The organism is Geodermatophilus africanus, from assembly GCF_900107105.1.
GTDB classification, from domain to species: Bacteria; Actinomycetota; Actinomycetes; order Mycobacteriales; family Geodermatophilaceae; genus Geodermatophilus; species Geodermatophilus africanus.
This window is the reverse complement of the sequence record NZ_FNOT01000012.1, coordinates 62,770-81,543: the sequence shown is the minus strand read 5'-3', so window position 1 is coordinate 81,543 and position 18,774 is coordinate 62,770. Positions and strand designations below refer to the sequence as shown.

19 protein-coding genes and 1 tRNA gene are annotated in these 18,774 nt (G+C 74.8%); 10 read left to right on the top strand and 10 right to left on the bottom strand.

Going from position 1 to position 18,774, the window contains the following annotated elements; translation table 11 throughout:
* Positions 1-27: 27 nt before the first annotated feature.
* Positions 28-1,557 carry a glycoside hydrolase family 13 protein gene (locus tag BLW63_RS19150; RefSeq protein WP_244522672.1) on the top strand — a complete coding sequence of 510 codons (1,530 nt, stop codon included), beginning with the start codon at positions 28-30 and terminating at the stop codon, positions 1,555-1,557.
* A gap of 183 nt (positions 1,558-1,740) precedes the next feature.
* A complete protein-coding gene (locus tag BLW63_RS19145) occupies positions 1,741-3,273 on the top strand; it encodes an ATP-binding cassette domain-containing protein (protein WP_091159813.1) in 1,533 nt (510 codons plus the stop codon).
* Between the two features lie 243 nt (positions 3,274-3,516).
* Here BLW63_RS19145 and BLW63_RS19140 read toward each other — a convergent pair whose 3' ends face one another.
* Positions 3,517-3,885, bottom strand: coding sequence for a hypothetical protein (locus tag BLW63_RS19140; protein WP_091159811.1), 369 nt, complete (start codon positions 3,883-3,885; stop codon positions 3,517-3,519).
* A gap of 559 nt (positions 3,886-4,444) precedes the next feature.
* On the opposite strand from BLW63_RS19140, the gene BLW63_RS19135 reads away from it, so the two are divergent.
* From BLW63_RS19135 to BLW63_RS19120, 4 genes are read left to right on the top strand one after another with little or no spacing between them, the layout of a single operon-like run.
* A complete protein-coding gene (locus BLW63_RS19135) occupies positions 4,445-5,008 on the top strand; it encodes a biotin transporter BioY (RefSeq protein ID WP_091159808.1) in 564 nt (187 codons plus the stop codon).
* Positions 5,005-5,745: an energy-coupling factor ABC transporter ATP-binding protein gene (locus BLW63_RS19130; RefSeq protein WP_211517185.1), complete on the top strand. Its 741-nt coding sequence runs from the start codon at positions 5,005-5,007 to the stop codon at positions 5,743-5,745. The genes BLW63_RS19135 and BLW63_RS19130 overlap by 4 nt, the downstream gene beginning before the upstream one ends.
* Positions 5,742-6,383 carry a CbiQ family ECF transporter T component gene (locus BLW63_RS19125; RefSeq protein ID WP_091159806.1) on the top strand — a complete coding sequence of 214 codons (642 nt, stop codon included), beginning with the start codon at positions 5,742-5,744 and terminating at the stop codon, positions 6,381-6,383. The genes BLW63_RS19130 and BLW63_RS19125 overlap by 4 nt, the downstream gene beginning before the upstream one ends.
* Before the next feature lie 11 nt (positions 6,384-6,394).
* Entirely contained in the window at positions 6,395-6,913 is a 519-nt protein-coding gene (locus BLW63_RS19120; protein WP_244522671.1) for an MOSC domain-containing protein, read from the top strand.
* 9 nt (positions 6,914-6,922) lie between these two features.
* On the opposite strand, the gene BLW63_RS19115 is transcribed toward BLW63_RS19120, so the two are convergent.
* The 5 genes from BLW63_RS19115 to BLW63_RS19095 form a co-directional block, all read right to left on the bottom strand.
* Positions 6,923-8,077, bottom strand: coding sequence for a thiolase family protein (locus BLW63_RS19115; protein WP_244522670.1), 1,155 nt, complete (start codon positions 8,075-8,077; stop codon positions 6,923-6,925).
* Positions 8,074-9,147: an AMP-binding protein gene (locus BLW63_RS19110; protein ID WP_091159800.1), complete on the bottom strand. Its 1,074-nt coding sequence runs from the start codon at positions 9,145-9,147 to the stop codon at positions 8,074-8,076. The genes BLW63_RS19115 and BLW63_RS19110 overlap by 4 nt, the downstream gene beginning before the upstream one ends.
* A 3-nt stretch (positions 9,148-9,150) precedes the next feature.
* Positions 9,151-9,564 (bottom strand): acyl-CoA thioesterase, encoded by a 414-nt coding sequence (locus tag BLW63_RS19105; protein ID WP_170856862.1) that lies wholly within the window; start codon positions 9,562-9,564, stop codon positions 9,151-9,153.
* Positions 9,565-9,740: 176 nt separating this feature from the next.
* Positions 9,741-11,411 (bottom strand): energy-dependent translational throttle protein EttA, encoded by a 1,671-nt coding sequence (gene ettA, locus BLW63_RS19100; RefSeq protein ID WP_091159794.1) that lies wholly within the window; start codon positions 11,409-11,411, stop codon positions 9,741-9,743.
* A gap of 101 nt (positions 11,412-11,512) precedes the next feature.
* Positions 11,513-12,010: a single-stranded DNA-binding protein gene (locus BLW63_RS19095; protein ID WP_091159791.1), complete on the bottom strand. Its 498-nt coding sequence runs from the start codon at positions 12,008-12,010 to the stop codon at positions 11,513-11,515.
* A gap of 242 nt (positions 12,011-12,252) precedes the next feature.
* Between BLW63_RS19095 and BLW63_RS19090 the strand changes: the two genes are divergently transcribed.
* A tRNA-Arg gene (locus tag BLW63_RS19090) sits at positions 12,253-12,325 on the top strand.
* 96 nt (positions 12,326-12,421) lie between these two features.
* Here BLW63_RS19090 and BLW63_RS26990 read toward each other — a convergent pair.
* Together BLW63_RS26990 and BLW63_RS19080 are read right to left on the bottom strand one after the other, a co-directional pair.
* Positions 12,422-12,577: a DUF6131 family protein gene (locus BLW63_RS26990; RefSeq protein ID WP_091159788.1), complete on the bottom strand. Its 156-nt coding sequence runs from the start codon at positions 12,575-12,577 to the stop codon at positions 12,422-12,424.
* A gap of 156 nt (positions 12,578-12,733) precedes the next feature.
* Positions 12,734-13,771, bottom strand: a complete 1,038-nt coding sequence (locus BLW63_RS19080) for an LLM class flavin-dependent oxidoreductase (RefSeq protein WP_170856861.1) — start codon at positions 13,769-13,771, stop codon at positions 12,734-12,736.
* A gap of 217 nt (positions 13,772-13,988) precedes the next feature.
* Here BLW63_RS19080 and BLW63_RS19075 point away from each other — a divergent pair, with 217 nt between their 5' ends.
* Complete coding sequence (locus tag BLW63_RS19075; RefSeq protein ID WP_091159782.1) at positions 13,989-15,914, top strand: putative bifunctional diguanylate cyclase/phosphodiesterase; 1,926 nt, start codon at positions 13,989-13,991, stop codon at positions 15,912-15,914.
* Positions 15,915-16,022: 108 nt separating this feature from the next.
* On the opposite strand, the gene BLW63_RS19070 is transcribed toward BLW63_RS19075, so the two are convergent.
* Positions 16,023-16,817, bottom strand: coding sequence for an SGNH/GDSL hydrolase family protein (locus BLW63_RS19070; RefSeq protein WP_091159780.1), 795 nt, complete (start codon positions 16,815-16,817; stop codon positions 16,023-16,025).
* A gap of 59 nt (positions 16,818-16,876) precedes the next feature.
* Between BLW63_RS19070 and BLW63_RS19065 the strand changes: the two genes are divergently transcribed.
* Positions 16,877-17,404 carry an NUDIX domain-containing protein gene (locus BLW63_RS19065; protein ID WP_091159777.1) on the top strand — a complete coding sequence of 176 codons (528 nt, stop codon included), beginning with the start codon at positions 16,877-16,879 and terminating at the stop codon, positions 17,402-17,404.
* A gap of 4 nt (positions 17,405-17,408) precedes the next feature.
* On the opposite strand, the gene BLW63_RS26275 is transcribed toward BLW63_RS19065, so the two are convergent.
* Positions 17,409-17,687: a hypothetical protein gene (locus BLW63_RS26275; RefSeq protein ID WP_139263675.1), complete on the bottom strand. Its 279-nt coding sequence runs from the start codon at positions 17,685-17,687 to the stop codon at positions 17,409-17,411.
* A gap of 420 nt (positions 17,688-18,107) precedes the next feature.
* Between BLW63_RS26275 and BLW63_RS19055 the strand changes: the two genes are divergently transcribed.
* Positions 18,108-18,620, top strand: coding sequence for a flavin reductase family protein (locus BLW63_RS19055; protein WP_091159771.1), 513 nt, complete (start codon positions 18,108-18,110; stop codon positions 18,618-18,620).
* The last annotated feature ends 154 nt before the right edge of the window (positions 18,621-18,774 follow it).

The following is an 18,774-nucleotide window of genomic DNA, read 5'->3' as shown; positions in this document are numbered from 1 at the left end:
ACCGACGTCGACTGGTGGCGCGACGCGGTGTTCTACCAGGTCTACATCCGCAGCTTCGCCGACGGGAACGGCGACGGCGTGGGCGACCTGGCCGGCATCCGCGCCCGCCTGCCGCACCTGTCCGCGCTGGGTGTCGACGCGCTGTGGATCACGCCGTTCTACCCCTCCCCCATGGCCGACCACGGCTACGACGTCGCCGACCCGCGCGACGTCGAGCCGGTCTTCGGCGACCTCGCCAAGTTCGACGCGCTGCTGGCCGAGGCCCACGCGCTCGGCATCCGGGTGACCGTCGACCTAGTGCCCAACCACAGCTCGCACCGGCACGAGTGGTTCGAGGCGGCGCTGGCGGCCGGGCCGGGCTCGCCCGAGCGGGCGCGCTACCTGTTCCGCGACGGCCGCGGCCCGGACGGCGCGGAGCCGCCGAACAACTGGCCCTCGGTGTTCGGCGGCCCGGCGTGGACCCGGGTGCCCGACGGCCAGTGGTACCTGCACATCTTCGCGCCCGAGCAGCCCGACCTGGACTTCACCGACCCCGAGGTGCTCGCCGACCTCGAGACCACGATGCGGTTTTGGCTGGACCGCGGCGTCGACGGCTTCCGCATCGACGTCGCCCACGGCATGGCCAAGCCCGAGGGGCTGCCGGACATGCTGCCGATGGAGGACACCGGCCTGCTCGACGACCACGGGCCCGGAGACCACCGGTTCGACGACGACGGCGTGCACGACGTGCACCGCCGCGTCCGCCGGGTCCTCGACGAGTACCCGGGCACCATGGCCGTCGGTGAGGTCTGGGTGTCCGACGACGACCGGCTGGCGCGGTACCTGCGCCCCGACGAGCTGCAGCTGGCGTTCAACTTCAGGCTGCTGACCGCCGACTGGGACGTCGACGAGCTGCGCGACGCCGTCGTCCACTCGCTGGCCACCGTGGCCGGGACGCCGGCGCCGGCCTGCTGGGTGCTGTCCAACCACGACCGCCCCCGGCACGTCACCCGGTACGGCGGTGGTGAGGTCGGCACCCGGCGGGCGCGGGCGGCGGCGCTGCTCCAGCTGGCCCTGCCCGGTGCGGCCTACCTCTACAACGGCGACGAGCTGGGCATGCCCGACGTCGACCTGCCCGACGAGGTGCTGCAGGACCCGATCTGGGAGCGCTCCGGGCACACCGAGCGCGGCCGGGACGCCTGCCGCATCCCGGTGCCGTGGTCGGGCACCGAGCCCCCGTACGGCTTCTCCTCGGGCGCGCAGACCTGGCTGCCGATGCCCGCGGGCTGGGAGCCGCTGACCGCCGCGGCGCAGGAGGAGGAGGCCGGTTCGGTGCTGTCGCTGTACCGAACCGCGCTCGCGCTGCGCCGGACCTCGCCTGCCTTCACCGGCGAGGCCCTCCGGTGGGTACCGGCACCCGACGGTTGCCTCGCGTTCCGCCGTCCCGGCGGCCTGGTGTGCCTGGTGAACCTCTCCGGCGCGCCGGTGCCGCTGCCCGAAGGCCGCGTGCTGCTGGCCAGCGCCGACACCACCGGCGGCGTGGTGCCGGACGACGCGGCGGTGTGGCTGCACCCTTGAGAGAGGACCTCCCTGCCCCGTCGCTCGCGGTCCCGGGGGCGGGGCCGCGGGGTCGCCGTCCCCGAGAGGCGCCGACGCCCGAGGCGGGTAGCATCGACCCGGTGACACAGCGTCGCGGGGGACGCTGACGGCTCGTTCTCCGCCCCGGGGTCGGGGCTCTGCTCGGGGGAGGCCCGCCCGCCCATGGCGCTGCTGCAGGTCGAGGGACTCCGGAAGTCCTTCGGGGCCCGGCGCGTCCTGCGCGACGTCACCTTCGGCGTCGCCGAGGGCGAGATCGTCGGGCTCGTGGGCAGCAACGGCGCGGGTAAGTCGACCCTCGGCGACATCGTCGCCGGCATCACCCCGGCCGACGCGGGCGTGATGACGCTGCAGGGCCACCCGTACGCGCCGCTGTCGGCGGGCGACGCCCGCCACCTCGGGGTCGGGGTGGTCGAGCAGCTCGTCCGGATCGACCCCGAGCTGACCGTCGCGCAGGCGGTCTTAAGCGGGACGCCGCAGGCCGGCCGCCCGCAGGCCGAGCTGCGCGAGCCGGCGCAGGTGCTGCTCGCCGAGGTGACCCTCGACGTCGACCCGGACACCCTCGTCGGGGAGTTGCCGCACTTCGTCTACGGCCTGGTGGAGACCGCGCGCGTGCTCGCCGAGGACACCCGGCTCGTCGTCCTCGACGAGGTGTCGGCGGCGCTGCTGCCCGTGGAGGTGACCCGGCTGCACGCCGTTGCCGGCCGGCTGAGCCGGCAGGGCCGCGGCGTCCTCTACATCAGCCACCGGCTGCCCGAGATGCTCGAGCTGGTCGACCGCGTGCTGGTGCTGCGCGACGGCGTGATCGCCCTGGACAGCCCGGCGGCGGCCCTGGACCCGGTCCGGCTGGCGGCGGAGACCGTGGGCGAGCCGTCGCTGCCGGAGCCCCGGGTGGCCACCGCGCCGGTGCGGTCCGGGCGGGACGCCCCCCCGGCGCGGGCCTCGACGTGGCCGGTCCCCGCCGGGGAGGACGTCGCCCTGCGGGTCCGCAACCTGCGGGTGCCCGGCCGGGTCGAGGGCGTCGACCTGCTGCTGCGGCAGGGCGAGGTGGTCGGGCTGACCGGGCACCGCTCCTCCGGTGTCCAGGAGATCGCCGGCGCCCTGACCGGTGAGCTGCCCGCACTCAGCGACGAGCTGGTGCTCCACGGCGAGCCGCGGTCGCTGGGTACAACGGCGGACGAGGCGGCGCTGCGGCTGCCCGCGTACCGCCCCGACGACGACGCCTACGGGGTCGACCCCGGCGAGACGATCGCCCGGACGCTCACCCAAGAGCCGTGGGGCGCACTGACCGACATCCGCAGCGAGATCGCCAGCCTGCGGGGCGTGATCAAGACCGTGCACCGGCTCGACGTCCAGACGCTGAGCATCCGCACCTCCTTCGGCGCCCTGTCCGGCGGCGACCAGCACAAGCTCGCGCTGGCCCGCTGGATGGCCTCGGCGGAGGACGTCGTCGTGCTGCACGAGCCCACCCGCGGGCTGGACGTCCGGGCCCGCCGGCAGGTGCGCCAGCTTCTCGACGAGGTGACGGCGGACGGCACGGCGGTCGTCGTGGTGTCGGTGGACCCCGACGAGCTGGCCGAGTGCTGCGACCGCGTGGGCATCGTGGCCGGCGGCCGCGTGGCCCGCTGGATCGACACCCGCGAGCTGTCCGTGGACGCGGTGCGCGACCGCATCGTCGAGGCCGCCACCGCGGCCTGAGGGAGCACCTCACCGAGCGGCACCGCGCCCGGTGAGGTGCTCGAACGGCTCCGCGTCAGGGGCCCCGGTCCCGCCGCTGGCCCCGTCCAGAGGCTCGTCCCGAGCCCCGACGGCCCCCTTGCAGGGTCCCGTCGCGAGCCTGCGAGTGGCGGGGGGCAAGGGGGTCCTTCAAGAGGAGGACGGGGCCTTACACGGTGGGGGCAGGGGGTCCTTCTCCGAGGGATGGGGACGCGGGGTCCTTCCTCAGACGGCGACGGTGGCCGCGACGGCCCGGAGCTTGTGCCGCGCCAGCGCCAGGTTGGCGGTGACGCGGTTGAGCACCAGGTAGATGAACAGGCCCGCGTTGCCCTGGCCCTTGAGCACGTTGATCAGGTGGTACTGGTTCTGCAGCGTGATGAGGATGTCCTCGACCTCGTCCTTCAGCTCGAGGTCCTGGATGGTGCGCAGCTTCGCGCGGACCACGTTCGAGTTCCCGGCGGCCGCGACGTTGAGGTCGAACCCGGGGGTGCCGCCGGCCGCGAGGGCCATGCCGCTGTCGATGTCGACGATCGCGGCGCCGTTGGCGCCCTCGATCGCGAGCAGGTCGGCGATGACGTTGTCCAGCTGTGCCACGGAGGGGACTCCTGTCGTCTCGAGGGGAAGACGCAGCGGGGTGCTGCGGTCCGGGTCGGGCTGCGACCCGGATCGACCGGACGGACCGGACGCCTGGGGGTGCGCGGGGTCCCCGGGCGGCGGTGGAGCTGCCCGGGCGCGCGTCGCACCGGCCGGAGCGCGGTGCGTAGCCGTCCCGTCGTCGGCGGGAGGCACCGCGGGTGGTGCCGTCCGGGCTGGCCGGTCCCCCGTGTCGGGCTCCCGGTCCTGCGGACGCTTCGCGGGTATCTCGCGGGCAGCGGGGCGTCCCCACGACCACAGCGACGCCCACCACCCGGTTGCCATGCCTCTGTTCCGCCTTCGCCGAGGGGCTCAGGGACCCCAGGGAACACGCCCCCGGCAGGCCCGGCAAACCGGCGGACGTCTCTGCAGGTGAGCGCGTCGCCACCGACGGCCACCGGTCGTCGACGGTCCCGGGGACGCGGCCCCGCCCACCCGGCCGCTCGATGGCACGTCCGTCCTCGGGTACCTTCCGCCGGGAGCTGCGTGGGAGTTACCCGCGTCCCGGGAGGAGAGCGCCGTGAAGACCAGGGACCTCGCCTACATCGCGCTGTTCGCGGCGGTCATCGCCGTGCTGGGGACGATCCCGGCCATCCCCGTCGGCCCGGTGCCGATCACCGCCCAGACGCTCGGCGTGATGCTGGCCGGCGCCGTCCTGGGGGCCCGCCGCGGCTTCCTCGCCGTCCTGCTCTTCCTCGTCCTGGTGGCGGTCGGCCTACCACTGCTGTCCGGCGGCCGCGGCGGCCTGGCACCCTTCGTCGGCACGTCGGCCGGTTACCTCTACAGCTGGCCGGTCGCCGCCTTCGTCATCGGCTGGCTGACCGAGCGCTCCTGGGACCGCTACAACGTCCTGCGCGGCACCCTGGTCAACGTCGTGGGCGGCATCGTCGTCATCTACGCCGTCGGCGTGCCGGTACTCAAGGCCGTCGCCGGGCTGACGTGGGGTCAGGCGCTGACCGGCGGCGCGCTCCCGTTCATCCCGGGTGACCTGTTCAAGGCCTTCGCCGCAGCGGCCATCGCCGACGTCGTGCGGCGCAGCTACCCGGTCATCGAGCGTCCCCGCCGGACCGCCACCACCCGGTGAGGTTCCGCCGTTCCCCTGCCGCGACCGCGGACACCGACGTCGCCGAACCCGGCCGCGGCATCGAACTCCGTGGGGTCGGGCACCGGTACGGCGACCGGGTGGTGCTCGAGGGCATCGACCTGCAGCTGACCGAGCCCCGCGTCGGCGTCATCGGCGCCAACGGTTCGGGCAAGAGCACCTTCGCCCGGCTGCTCAACGGCCTGGTCCTGCCCACCCAGGGGCAGGTGCTGGTCGACGGGCTGGACACGCGCACGCAGGTGCGCGCGGTGCGCCGCCGCGTCGGCTTCGTCTTCCAGGACCCGGACGCGCAGATCGTGCACCCGACGGTCGCCGAGGACGTCGCCTACGGGCTGGAGAACCAGGGCGTGCCCCCGGACGAGCGGGCCGCCCGGGTCGCCGAGGCACTGGAGCGCTACGGCCTGGCCGGGCACGCCGACCACCCGGCCCACCTGCTCTCCGGCGGCCAGAAGCAGCTGCTCGCCATCGCCGGCGTGCTGGTCATGCAGCCGGCCCGCGTCGTCTTCGACGAGCCGACGACGCTGCTGGACCTGGTGAACGCCCGCCGCGTCGCCGAGCTGATCGCCGGCCTTGAGCAGCAGGTGGTCGTGGTGACCCACCACCTCGACCTGCTCGACGGCTTCGACCGGGTGCTGGTGGTGGACGGCGGCCGGGTCGTCGAGGACGCTCCCCCCGGCCCGGCCGTGGCCGCCTACCGCACCCTCGCGGAGCGCCGGTGACCCTCGCGCTGTACGTGCCGGTCGCCAGCCCCGTGCACCGGTTGCCGGCCGGGGTCAAGCTGCTGTGCCTGGCCGCGCTCGCCGTCCTGCTCTTCGCCCGGCCGACCCCGGCGGTGGCCGGGGCCGCGCTCGTCGGCACGCTCGTGGTGGGGCTGGGGGCGGCCCGGCTGCCGGTCGCCGTCCTGGCCCGGCAGGCGTGGGCGCTGCGGTGGTTCCTCCTCGTGCTCTTCGTCGTGCACGCGCTGACCGCCGACGTGGTCAGCGGTGCCCACACCGTGCTGCGGCTGCTGACGCTGGTGCTCGCCGCGGCGGTGGTGACGGCGACGACGCGGGTGAGCGAGATGGTGCGCGTGGTGGAGCTGCTCGGCGCGCCGCTGCGGCTGGTGGGCGGGCGGCCGGAGCGGGTGGGCCTGCTGTTCGCGATGGCGCTGCGGTTCGTCCCGGTGCTGATCGAGCGGGCCGACCGGATCCGCGCGGCCCAGGCAGCCCGGGGCGGCGCGCCCCGAGGGCTGCGAGCGCTGCGGACGACGGTCGCCCCGCTGCTGGTGCAGTTGCTGCAGATGGCCCACGACGTGAGCGAGGCGCTGGACGCGCGCGGTGCGGACGACGTGCCGGTGCGCCGGCCGGGGGGAGCGTGATGGACGGCGGCGTGCTGACCGGGATCTGGCTGACCGGTGAGGCGGCCGCGCCGATGCGCCGGGTGCCGTCGGCGCGGCTGGTGGCCGGCCGGGGCCTGGAGGGTGATCGCTACGCCCTCGGCGGCGGCACGTGGGCGCAGTACCCGGACCTGGAGAAGCAGCTGACCCTGATCGACGCCGCCGACGTCGCCGCGGTCGCCGCTGAGGTGGGCGTGCCGCTGACGGCGGGCGACACCCGCCGAAACCTGGTGACCGCGGGCGTCGACCTGCCGTCCCTGGTGGGCCACTGGTTCGCCGTCGGGGACGCGCTGCTGTTCGGTGTGAAGCGCTGCCCGCCGTGCACCCACCTGGAGCGGCTCACCGGCGCGCGGCTGATCAAGGCGATGGTGCACCGCGGCGGGATCAACGCAGCGGTGTTCGCCGGCGCGCAGATCGCCGAGGGCGCCGTGGTGCGGCCGGTGACCGACGAGGAGGCCGCGCGCCGGGGCGCGCCGACCGGCGCGGACCGACCGGTGCCGCGGCGCGTCTGACCGGGTCGGTCACCCGCAGGTCTCGACCACCATCGCCACGCCCTGCCCGCCACCGGCGGCGATTGCTGCCAGGCCGTAGCGGCCACCCGGACGGCGGACCAGCTGGGAGAACAGCCGGACGGCCAGCACGGCGCCGGACGCACCCCAGGGGTGCCCCAGGGCCAGCGCTCCGCCCTCGGGGCAGACCCGCGCCTCGTCCAGCCCCAGCGCGTCGCAGCAGGCCAGCACCTGCCCGGCGAAGGCCTCGTTGAACTCGACGACGTCGAGGTCGTCGAGGGTCAGCCCTCCCCGGTCGAGCGCCAGCCGGGTGGCCGGCACGATGCCCAGCCCCGGCCGATTCGGGTCCACGCCGGCCGTGGCGGTGGCGAGGACCCGCAGCCCCGGGGTGCCGATGCGGCGGTGGGTCGCCGCATCGACCACTGCGACCAGCGCCGCGCCGTCGTTGATCCCGCACGAGTTGCCCGCCGTGACGGTGCCGTCCGGTCGGAAGGCCGGACGCAACCGGGCCAGCCGCTGCTGCGAGAGTCCTGGGCGCGGGCGGTCGTCGCCGACCACGCCGGCCACCGGCACGATCTCGTCGTCGAAGCCACCGGATCGCTGGGTGGTCACGGCCCGGGCGTGCGATCGGGCCGCGTAGTGGTCCTGGCGCTCCCTCGGCACCCCGAAGTCGGCGGCGAGCAGATCGGCGGCCGGTCCCATGTCGGGATCGCCCAGCGACGCCGGCGCGAACGGGGCCCGCTCGTACCGGATCGGCGGACCGCCGGCGGTGGGCGGCCAGGACCGCCAGGGAGTGGTGGACGCCGACTCGACGCCCCCGGCGAGCAGCGTGCCCAGCTCGTCGCGCACCGCGGAGACGGCCAGCACGATGGCTGCGAGGCCGCTGCCGCACTGCCGGTCGACGGTGAGGGCTGGCACGGAGACCGGCAGGCCGGCCTGCAGAGCTGCCACCCGGGCGACGTCCCCGCCGGGGCCCATGCAGTTGCCGAGCACGACGTCGCGCAGGTCGACGTCACCGTGTCGTCGCAGCTCCCCCCAGAGGGCCGAGATCACGGGGGCGGCGAGGTCGGCAGCGGTGCACGTGGCCAGCGAGCGGCCGGCCGTGCCGATCGGGGTACGCCGCGCGGCCACCAGGACCGGGGCGTCCGCGGATCTGGGTCGGCTCACCGGCATTCCTCGACGTCCGCGACGGCAGGCGGGATCGGCCCGGGTCGGCCCGGCCCCAGCCGGCCGGATGCGGCGAGGTCGGCGAGCACGGCACGGTCGACCTTGCCGCCCGCGGTCAGCGGGAGGCTCGAGACGTGGAACCACCGCCGCGGCCGGTGCGCCGCAGGCAGGACCTCCCGGGCGGCCTCCTTCACCCGGGCGAGGGCGCCCGGATCCCGGTTCGGGAGGACCGCAGCCACGACCGCGCCCAGACGTGGATGCGGCACGCCGACGACGAGCACCTCCTCGCCGGTGGCGCAGCGCAGCGCGTGCTCGAGGTCGGCGACGAGCACGGTCACCCCGGCGGTGACCACGGCGTCAGTCCCCCGCCCGGCGACCGTCAGCAGGTCGCCGCGCAGACTCCCGCGGTCGCCCACCGTGGCGAAGCCGTCGTCGCCCCGGACGAACGGACCGTCCCCGCCGTCGTAGCCCTGCGAGAGGTACGGGGACCGCACCCAGATGCACCCGTCGCGGACCGCGACCGTGACCCCGGGGAAGGGACGCAGGTCCGCCTCGTGCGCACCCCAGGCGACGAACGACAACTCGGCAGCCCCGTAGTAGTGGGTCACCCGAGCACCGGCCGTGGCGGCCCGGCGAGCGACCTCGGGGCGCAACCGATCGCCGGCGACGACGATGGAGCGATCGCGCAGGTCTGTTCCCGCTGCCAGGGTCGCGACCAGCACCGCCGGGGTGAGGTGGGCGTGCGTGGCCTCCTCCGGGGACCCGACCAGGGAAGCGCCGACGTACCGGGCGTGGACGGCGGCGAAGAGGGTCATCGTGGCCGACAACGGCCCGGGCAACCAGACCCGTGACCCGGGACCGACATCCGCCAGCGCCGACACATGACCGAACGACTCGACCCAGGACGCGGTGGTGCGGACGACGGAACGGGGCCGGCTGGTCGTGCCGGACGTCCGGAGTGCGATGAGGTGGCCCCGGTCGTGGGCGTCGAGGACGGCGGTGACCGGGTCCGCGGCCGTGGCGACGTCGACGAGGGGCGCCGCCTCTCCTCGGATGGGGGCAGGCGGCACCGGTCAGCCGTCCTGCTCGTCGGTGTAGCGGGCGAGGAAGGACTTTTCGTCGGGGGTGAGCCGGCGGGGCCGGTCGATGGCGAAGTCGAAGGGCGCCAGCAGGGTGCTGCCGGTGACCGCGCCCCGGCCGTGGTCGAACAGCTCGTAGTGGCAGGTGAAGGCGGCGGCCCGGATGCCCGACACCCAGATGTGCACCTCGAGCGGGTCGCGCGAGTACACCACCGGCAGCCGGTACCGGACGTCGTGGGCCACCACGACGGTGCCCCGCCGCAGGCCGGTCTGCTCCTCCAGCGAGGCCCGGTCGAAGAAGAGGTCGACGCGGGCCATCTCGAAGTAGGTCAGGAAGACGACGTTGTTGACGTGGCCGTAGGCGTCCATGTCCGACCAGCGCATGGGGACCTGCACGGTATGCCTCACGACCGACACCCTGCCGCACGCCCTCGGACGGCCGCCCGCCGGTCAGGACGGTGGCACGGACGCCGACGGCCGGTCGGAGCAGCTGCCCCGACCGGCCGTGGGTGACGCACTGGAACCGGCCCCGCTGCAGGGCTCCACGCCGAGCTCGCGAGGCGTGGGGGCAGCGGGGTCCTTCTTCAGTCGCGGGCGAGCTTCCGGTAGGTCGCCCGGTGCGGCCGGGCCGCCTCGGGGCCGAGCCGCTCGACCTTGTTCTTCTCGTAGTCGGCGAAGTTGCCCTCGAACCAGAACCACTTCGAGTCGCCCTCGTAGGCGAGGATGTGCGTCGCCACGCGGTCGAGGAACCAGCGGTCGTGGCTGACCACGACGGCGCAGCCCGGGAACTCCAGCAGCGCGTTCTCCAGGCTGCTCAGCGTCTCGACGTCCAGGTCGTTCGTCGGCTCGTCGAGCAGCAGCAGGTTGCCGCCCTGCTTCAGGGTCAGCGCGAGGTTGAGCCGGTTGCGCTCACCGCCGGACAGCACGCCCGCCGGCTTCTGCTGGTCCGGGCCCTTGAACCCGAATGCGGCGACGTAGGCCCGCGACGGCATCTCGACGTTGCCGACCTTGATGTGGTCGAGGCCGTCGGAGACGACGTGCCACAGCGTCTTCTTGGGGTCGATGCCGGCGCGGTTCTGCTCGACGTAGGAGACCTTGACGGTGTCGCCGACCTTGATCTCGCCGTCGTCCGGCTTCTCCTCGCCGACCAGCATCTTGAACAGCGTGGTCTTGCCGGCGCCGTTGGGGCCGACGACGCCGACGATGCCGTTGCGGGGCAGGGTGAACGACAGGTCATCGATGAGCACCCGCTCCCCGAAGCCCTTGGTGAGGTCGTTGGTCTCGACGACCACGTTGCCCAGCCGCGGGCCCGGCGGGATCTGGATCTCCTCGAAGTCCAGCTTGCGGTACTTGTCGGCCTCGGCCGCCATCTCCTCGTAGCGCTGCAGGCGGGCCTTGCTCTTGGCCTGCCGGGCCTTGGCGCCGGAGCGGACCCACTCCAGCTCCTCCTTGAGGCGCTTCTGCCGCTTGGCGTCCTTGGCGCCCTCGACCTTCAGCCGGGTGGCCTTGGTCTCGAGGTAGGTGGAGTAGTTGCCCTCGTAGGGGTACGCCCGGCCGCGGTCGAGCTCGAGGATCCACTGGGCGACGTTGTCGAGGAAGTACCGGTCGTGGGTGACGGCCACGACGGTGCCGGCGTACTTCTCCAGGTGCTGCTCCAGCCACGCGACGCTCTCGGCGTCGAGGTGGTTGGTGGGCTCGTCGAGCAGCAGCAGGTCCGGCGCCTCGAGCAGCAGCCGGCACAGCGCGACGCGGCGACGCTCACCACCGGAGAGGACGGAGACGTCGGCGTCGCCGGGCGGGCAGCGCAGCGCGTCCATGGCCTGCTCGATGCGCGCGTCGAGCTCCCAGCCGTCGTGGTTCTCGATGTACTCCATGAGCTCGCCCTGCTCGCCCAGCAGGGCGTCGAAGTCGGCGTCGGGCTCCCCCATCGCCGCGCTGACCTCCTCGAAGCGGGTCAGCGCGTCGCGCAGCGGCTTGACCGCCTCCTCCACGTTGCCGCGGACGTCGAGCTCGTCGTTGAGCGGCGGCTCCTGGAGCAGGATGCCGACCGTCGCGTCCGGCGCCAGCATCACGTCGCCGTTCGAGGGCTGCTGCAGCCCGGCCATGATCTGGAGGACGGTCGACTTGCCGGCCCCGTTCGGGCCGACGACGCCGATCTTGGCGCCGGGCAGGAACGACAGGGTGACGTCGTCCAGGATCACCTTGTCGCCGTGCGCCTTGCGCGCACGGACCATCGTGTAGATGTACTGAGCCACTGGGCTTCGAGGCCTTCCGTCGGTTCGCGAGTGGCGGGCGGGCCGGCCGGTGCCGGCCCGCCCCCGTGCGTTCTCCCCTCCGATCCTCCCAGCCCGGGCGCTCAGCCGTGCGCGGGCTCCGTGGCGAGGTCGGCGGTGTCCACCGAGTGCAACATCTCGGGACCCTCCTCGTAGTCCCGGCCGCGCAGCAGCTCCTCGTCGCCCGGCTGCACCGGGGCCGGCACCGCCTCGGCGGGGCGGGCGGACCGGCTGCGCTTGAACACCCCGATGCCGCGGGCCAGGTTGTGGCCGACGGACACGGCGCGGATGCGGGGCGTGCTGCGCCGACCGTTCTCGCTCTCCCAGCTGTGCGTGGTCAGGGTGCCCTGGACGATGACCGGATCGCCCTTGCTGACGCTGCCGGAGACGTTGCCGGACAGGTCGTTCCAGCACTCGACGTCGACCCAGAAGGTGCCGGCGTCGACGAACTCCTGGGTCTGGCCGTCGAAGCGGCGGGCGGTCGAGGCCAGCCGGAAGTTGGTGACCGTGCCGTTCTCCAGGCTGACACGGCGGGGCGAGTCGACGACGTTGCCGACGACGGTGACGTGGGTGTCGTTCACGGTGCTCCTCGGGGGTGCTCTCCGCCGGGACCGGCGGGCCGGCGGGGTGCCGGGCTACCTGAGGACCCTGGGACGTCAGCGACCGGGCCGGAGGCCGGGGAGCCGATCTGTGGACGAGCCCGCGCCCTGTGGACGAGGCAGGCGCCGCTGTCACCCGCCGACGCTCGACTCGCCTCATGACGACGTCGACCACCGCAGACCGGCTGGTCCTGCACACCCGGGGTGCGATGATCGGGGGGCGAGCGCCCGTAGCTCAGCGGACAGAGCAGCGGTCTTCTAAACCGCCGGTCGCAGGTTCGATCCCTGCCGGGCGCGCCCGACCGCACGTCCGTGGACAGCGGTGGCCCGAGACCTCCCGTCCCGGGCCACCGCCATCCTCTCGCCGGCACACCCGCCGCCGGCCGGCGTTGCTCACCAGTAGTGCCGTCGCCCACCCACCGCCCGGCCCGTGGAACCGAGCAGGAACAGCACCGCGCCCACCACGAGCAGCACGATCCCGAGGGTCCACAGGATCGAGATCTTGAGCAGGAAACCGAGCAGCAACAGGATGAGTCCCAGGACGATCACAGCGTCTCCTTCACAGTCAGCCGGAGTGACCGGGCGCCGAGGACTGCCTCGCCGCCCCGGGACGCCAAACGCTGTGACCGGACGTGTCGCCCGTTCGGCGGACACGCGCTCACCCGGACGGCACACCCACGGGGCGCTCCGCCCGAGACGGCACGGTCAGCCGCCGCGCCGCTCCGGGTGCACCCAGCCGATGGCCGGGGCGACGTGGCGGGCGACCGTCTCCAGCAGCCGGGCGTTGTACTCGACGCCAAGCATGTTGGGCACGGTGAGCAGCAGGGTGTCGGCCTCGCGGACGGCGGCGTCCTTGGCCAGCTCCTCGGCCAGCTGGTCGGGCTCGCCGACGTAGCTCTTGCCGAAGCGGGCGCGCACGCCCTCGAGCAGCCCGACCTGGTCCTCGCCCGAGCGCTCGCCGAAGTACCGCCGGTCGAGGTCGCTGGTGATCGGCAGGACGCTGCGGCTCACCGACACCCGCGGCGTCCACTCCCAGCCGGCCTCGGCCCAGGCGGCGCGGTAGCGCGCGATCTGGTCGGCCTGCAGCTCGTCGAAGGGGACGCCGGTGTCCTCGCTGAGCAGCGTGGAGCTCATCAGGTTCATCCCCTGGCTGGCGGCCCACTCCCCCGTCGCCCGGGTGCCCGCCCCCCACCAGACGCGCTCGGCCAGGCCTGGCGACTGGGGCTGGAGGGGCAGCTTGCTGGGCACGCCGCCGGTCATCCGCGGGTCGGCGTCCACCAGCCGCTCGCCGCGGACCGCCGCCAGGAACAGCGCGGTCTTCTGCCGGGCCAGGTCGGCGTCGGTCGAGCCCTCCGGCGGCACGTAGCCGAAGGCCTCCGACCCGCGCAGCGCCGTCTCGGGCGACCCGCGGCTGACGCCCGGCTGCAGCCGGCCGTCGCTGAGCAGGTCGGTCGCCGCGGCCTCCTCGGCCATGTACAGCGGGTTCTCGTAGCGCATGTCGATGACGCCGGTGCCGACCTCGACTCGCCGGGTGCGCGCGGCCATGGCGGCCAGCAGCGGGAACGGCGAGGCCAGCTGCCGGGCGAAGTGGTGCACCCGCACGAAGGCGCCGTCGAGGCCGATCTCCTCGGCCGCGACCGCCAGCTCCACGCTCTGCACGAGCGCGTCCCGCCCGGTCCGCACCTGCGAGCCCGGGATCGGCTGCCAGTGCCCGAAGGACAGGAACCCGATCCGCTTCTCCATCACCCTCACCTCTCGTCGCTCCCTGCGATCGAGCACCGGGAGCCCCGCGCGGATTCCCGGCGGGGACCGGCACGACCCCCGGGACGGCGACCTCGGACGCCCCACCCGTCCCCCCTGCCTCACCGTGCACGCGATGTCACGATCTGTGATCGATCGACCACGACTCTCCGTCCTCGGGTTCCCGGCCTGGAGCGGTCCGGTCCCGCAGGCTGTCCGGGTGAACCCGAGCGCCCCCGACGTGTCGCGTCCCCAGGAGGGGACCGCCGGCGCCGCCGCCGGCTCGAGGCTCCGCGCGATCGACACCCTGCTGGCCGACCGCGGACAGCTCTTCCGCGCCCTGTTCGTCGCCGCGCCCATCCCCAAGGCCCTCGTCGACCTCGACGGCCACCTGCTCGTGGTCAACGACGCGCTGTGCGCCATGACCGGCCGCACGCCCGAGGACATGGTGGGCCGGCACGTCGACCTGCTCGCCCACCCCGACGAGGCCCCGGTGCCCGACCGCGCCGACGGCCCGCTGGACCCGTGGCTGCGCGTGGACGGCGAACGCCGCCTGCGCCGCGCCGACGGCACCGAGCTCTGGGCCACCCAGTCGCACGAGGTCATCCACACCAGCGCCGGGACGCCGCACTTCGTCGTCCTCTCGCTGGTCGACGTCACCGACCGCCGCCGCGCCGAGGAGGACCTGGTCCGGCGGGCCTTCACCGACCCGCTGACCGGCCTGCCCAACCGGCGGGCGCTCAACGACCGGCTCAACCACGCCCTGGCCCTCTCCCGCCGCCGCGGCCTGCAGGTCGGGCTGGTCCATCTGAACCTCGACCGGTTCCAGGCGGTCAACGACGTCCTGGGCAACGAGGCCGGCGACCAGCTGCTCATCCAGGTCGCCGAGCGGCTGCGCTGGAGCACGCGGGTCGAGGACACCGCGGTGCGGCTGGGCGGCGACGAGTTCCTCATCCTCGCCGAGGACGTCGAGGACCTCGACGGGCTGCGCACGATGGCCGACCGGCTGCTCGGCGTGCTCGACGACCCGTTCCTCATCGGCAAGCGCGAGATCGTGCTGTCGGCCAGCGTGGGCCTGACCCTGGGCTCCGACGTCGCCCCCGACGACCTGCTGCGCCAGGCGCACGCCGCGCTCGCCCGCGCCAAGGCCGACGGCAGCCGCGCCCGCATCGAGGTGCACGACGGCGGCCTCTCTGACAGCGAGGTCGACCAGCTGCAGCTGGAGGCCGACCTGCGCAACGCGCTGGAGTCCGACGAGCTGCGGCTCTTCTACCAGCCGATCGTGTCCCTGGCCGACGAGACGCTGCTGGGCTACGAGGCGCTCATCCGCTGGCAGCACCCCACCCGCGGACTGCTGCCGCCAGGGGCCTTCCTCGCCGCCGCCGAGGACAACCGGCTCACCTCCCGGCTGGGCGCCTGGGTGCTCCGCCAGGCCTGTTTCGACGCCGCCGGCTGGCCGGCCGGCCTGCGCGTGCACGTCAACGTCTCCGCCCGCCACCTCGCCGAGCCCGGCTTCCCCGAGCTGGTCACCGACGCGCTGGCCGAGTCCGGCCTGCCGCCGGAGCGGCTGGAACTGGAGATCACCGAGTCGACGGCGCTGTTCGCCGCCGACGCCACGCTGCAGGCGGTCTCGGAGGTGACCGACGCCGGCGTCACCCTGGCGCTGGACGACTTCGGCACCGGCTACTCGGCGATCACCGCGCTGCACCGGCTGCCCATCCACACCGTGAAGATCGACCGGTCCTTCGTCGCCGACGTGGTCACCGAGCCCTCGACCGCGGCGCTGGTCCAGGGCCTGGTCCAGCTGGGCCTCGGCATGGGCCTGCAGGTCATCGCCGAGGGCATCGAGGACCTCGACCAGGCCGACTGGCTGCGCGAGCACGGCTGCGAGATGGCCCAGGGCTACGCCTTCGGCCGGCCGGCGCCGCTGCCCGCCACGGTCCCGAGCACGGGGGACGTCGACCTGACCGGCACCCTGCCGCCCGGCGAGGTCACCGTGCAGGACGTGCTCGCCGGCGAGGCCCTGGTCACTTCCGGGCTGCCGCCGGTGCCCCCGCCCAAGCCGCCGACCACCCGGACGATGACGGTCGACGAGCTGCTCGACGAGGGCCTGCCCACCGAGGACCGCCGGCTCGACACCGAGTAGAGACCGCTCCAGCGCGCACGGCCGGCCCGCGCCCTCCGCCCGACGCCGCCCGGCCCCCTGCAGGGTCCCGCCGCGAGCCGGCGAGTGGCGGGGGCAGGGGTCCTTCCGTCAGGCGCGCGGCAGCGCCAGGGGCACCGGCCGCTTGGCCGCGCGGCCGTCCCCCGAGGACCGGCCGCGCAGCCGCCGGCCGATCCACGGCGCGACGAAGCCGCGAACCCACGCCGCCTCCTCGGTCAGCGCCGCCCGCAGCGCACGGGGCGGCTGCGGCGGCAGCGGGGTGTGCCAGTCCTCGTCCACCCGCATGCCCAGCGCGGTCGCCGCAGCCAGCGCCGTCCGCCGGTGACCCTCGGCGGTGAGGTGGATGCGGTCGCTGTCCCACATCCGCCAGTCCTGCACCCACCGGGCGCCCCACTGGTCGAGGACGACGGCGCCGTGCCGGGCGGCGATCGACCACAGCGAGGCGTTGAAGACCGCGACCCGCCCGCGGGTGCGCCGGAGGATCGGCGTCTGCCGCGGGTCCACGCCGGTCGCCAGCAGCACGTCGGCCCCGAGGGCCCGGAAGCGGACGACCGCGTCCTCCAGGTCGGCGGCCAGCCGGTCGGGGTCCGCGCCGGGGCGCAGCAGGTCGTTGCCGCCGGCGACCAGGCTCACCAGGTCCGGCTCGGCGGTCAGCGCGACCGGCACCTGCTCGGCGAGCACCTGGGCCAACAGCCGGCCGCGGATCGCCAGGTTGGCGTACTCGAGGTCGCCGGGAGCCGCGGCCGCCAGGTGCTCGGCCAGCCGGTCGGCCCAGCCCCGGTACTCGCCCGGGCGGTGCGGGTCGGCGTCGGCCAGCCCCTCGGTGAACGAGTCGCCGAGGGCGACGTATCGGCGCCAGGTGGTACGGGTCGGTCCGAGCTGCACGCCTCCACTCCAGCACGGTGACCCGGCACACGCCCCGCGGCCCTGGGAGGCTGGCCGGCGTGCGGACGACGGGCAGCAGGGAGGTCTACCGCAACCCGTGGCTCCGGGTGCGGGAGGACGCGGTCGAGCGCGCCGACGGCAGCACCGGGATCTACAGCGTGGTCGAGAAGCCGCACTTCGCCCTGGTCCTGCCCTTCGAGCGAGACGGCTTCTGGCTGGTCGAGCAGTTCCGCCACCCGGTCGGCCGGCGCGCCTGGGAGTTCCCGCAGGGCACCTGGACGGCCGGGACGGAGGGCTCGGCCGAGGAGCTGGCCCGCGCCGAGCTGGCGGAGGAGACCGGCCTGCGCGCCGGCGCGCTGCGCCACCTGGGCCACCTCGACCTCGCGCCGGGGCTGTCCACGCAGGGGTTCGACGTGTGGCTGGCCACCGACCTCACGCCCGGGCCGACCGCACGGGAGGCGACCGAGGCCGACATGCGGTCGGCCTTCGTGACCGAGGCCGCGCTGCGGGCGATGGTCCGCGACGGGCGGTTCACCGACGGCCCGAGCCTGGCCGCCTACAGCCTGCTGCTGCTCGACCGCACCTGACCGGTCACGACTGCGCCGAGGCGTCCAGGCGTCGGCGGAGGTCGTCGGGCAGCAGCTCGACCAGCTCCTGGGGCAACACCGGCAGGTCGACCGGTGAGAGCTCGACCCGCCTGCGGGCGGCGGCGCGGGAGCCGTCGATGCGCACCAGCCGCCGGCGTCGGGACGCAGCGAGACCTCCAGAACCGCCCTCGGCCCCAGTTCGCCGGGTGAGGACGCCGTCGAGCTCCACCGCGGGATGCCCGGCGGTGAGCCGCAGGGTCAGCGACTCGGCCGGCCCGACCAACAGACTGCGGCGATCCCGGCCGCCGGCGCCGACGGGGTCACCAGCTCCCCGGCCACCGACGGGCTGACCTCAGGGGCGGGATTCGGTGCGCGCGTCCCGCGGCCAGGGCCTCCAGCGCGGGCCGCCTGCAGGGGCCCGCCGCGAGCCTGCGAGTGGCGCGGGGCAGGCGGGTCCTTCCTCCGTCGCACGTCCCGGCCAGCACCTCCGGCGGGACGGCGGTCACGCCGGCTGCGTCCGCGCGGGCGACGTCATCGGCGCTGGCGACGAGCTCGACGCCGTGCGTCGCCGTCCAGGTGGCGATGCGGGCAACGGCCGAGGCCGGCGTCCGCCGTGGGTGCAGGACCAGCCCGATGCGGGCCGTCGGCGAGGAGTCCACGGCGTCCAAGCTCCCGGCCGCCGGGGTGTGGTCGACTGGCCGCCATGCCGGTCGACCCCGCCACGTTCGCCGAGGCCCTCCGCCAGTACGCCGCCGGGGTGTGCCTGCTGACCGTCCGCGACGACATCGACGACGTCGGCACCACGGTCTCCTCGGTGATGAGCGTGTCCGCGCAGCCGCCGCTCGTCGCCGTCGGTCTGGCCGCGGGCGGCTACCCGGCCGAGGTGCTCGAGGAGGTCGGCCGCTGCGCGCTGACCGTGCTCGCCGACGAGCACGCCATCGTGGCGAGCCGGTTCTCCTCCGCCGGCCGGCCCAGCGCGCGGCACCTGCTCGAGTCGGTCCCGTGGCGGCGGGCCGAGGACAGCGGGGGGATCGTGCTGGAGGGCGGGCTGGCCGCCCTGGACTGCCGGTTGGAGCGGCTGGTCGGGGCCGGCGACCACGTGCTGGCGCTGCTCGAGGTCACCGGCGTCCCGGTGCTGGCCGCGGGTGGCGTCCCGCTGGTCCGGCTGCGCGGCCGCTACGTCGACGCGCGCGGCGAGGCCGCGGGACGGGCCTGAGCAAGGACCACCCTTCCCCCCACGCCTCGCACACTCGGCGCGGGCCCCTGGAGGGTGGCCGTTCCAGGCCCCGTCCAGGGCACCGCCCCGAGCTTGCGAGGGGTGGGGAGGACGGGGTCCTTTCTCAGGCTCGCGGCGGGACCCTGCAGGGGGC

Excerpts from the sequence above, each read along its gene's own strand:
- BLW63_RS19145 (WP_091159813.1), top strand. The coding sequence starts at position 1,741 with ATGGCGCTGCTGCAGGTCGAGGGACTCCGGAAGTCCTTCGGGGCCCGG.
- BLW63_RS19080 (WP_170856861.1), bottom strand. The coding sequence starts at position 13,771 with ATGGAGAAGCGGATCGGGTTCCTGTCCTTCGGGCACTGGCAGCCGATC.
- BLW63_RS19055 (WP_091159771.1), top strand. The coding sequence starts at position 18,108 with ATGCCGGTCGACCCCGCCACGTTCGCCGAGGCCCTCCGCCAGTACGCC.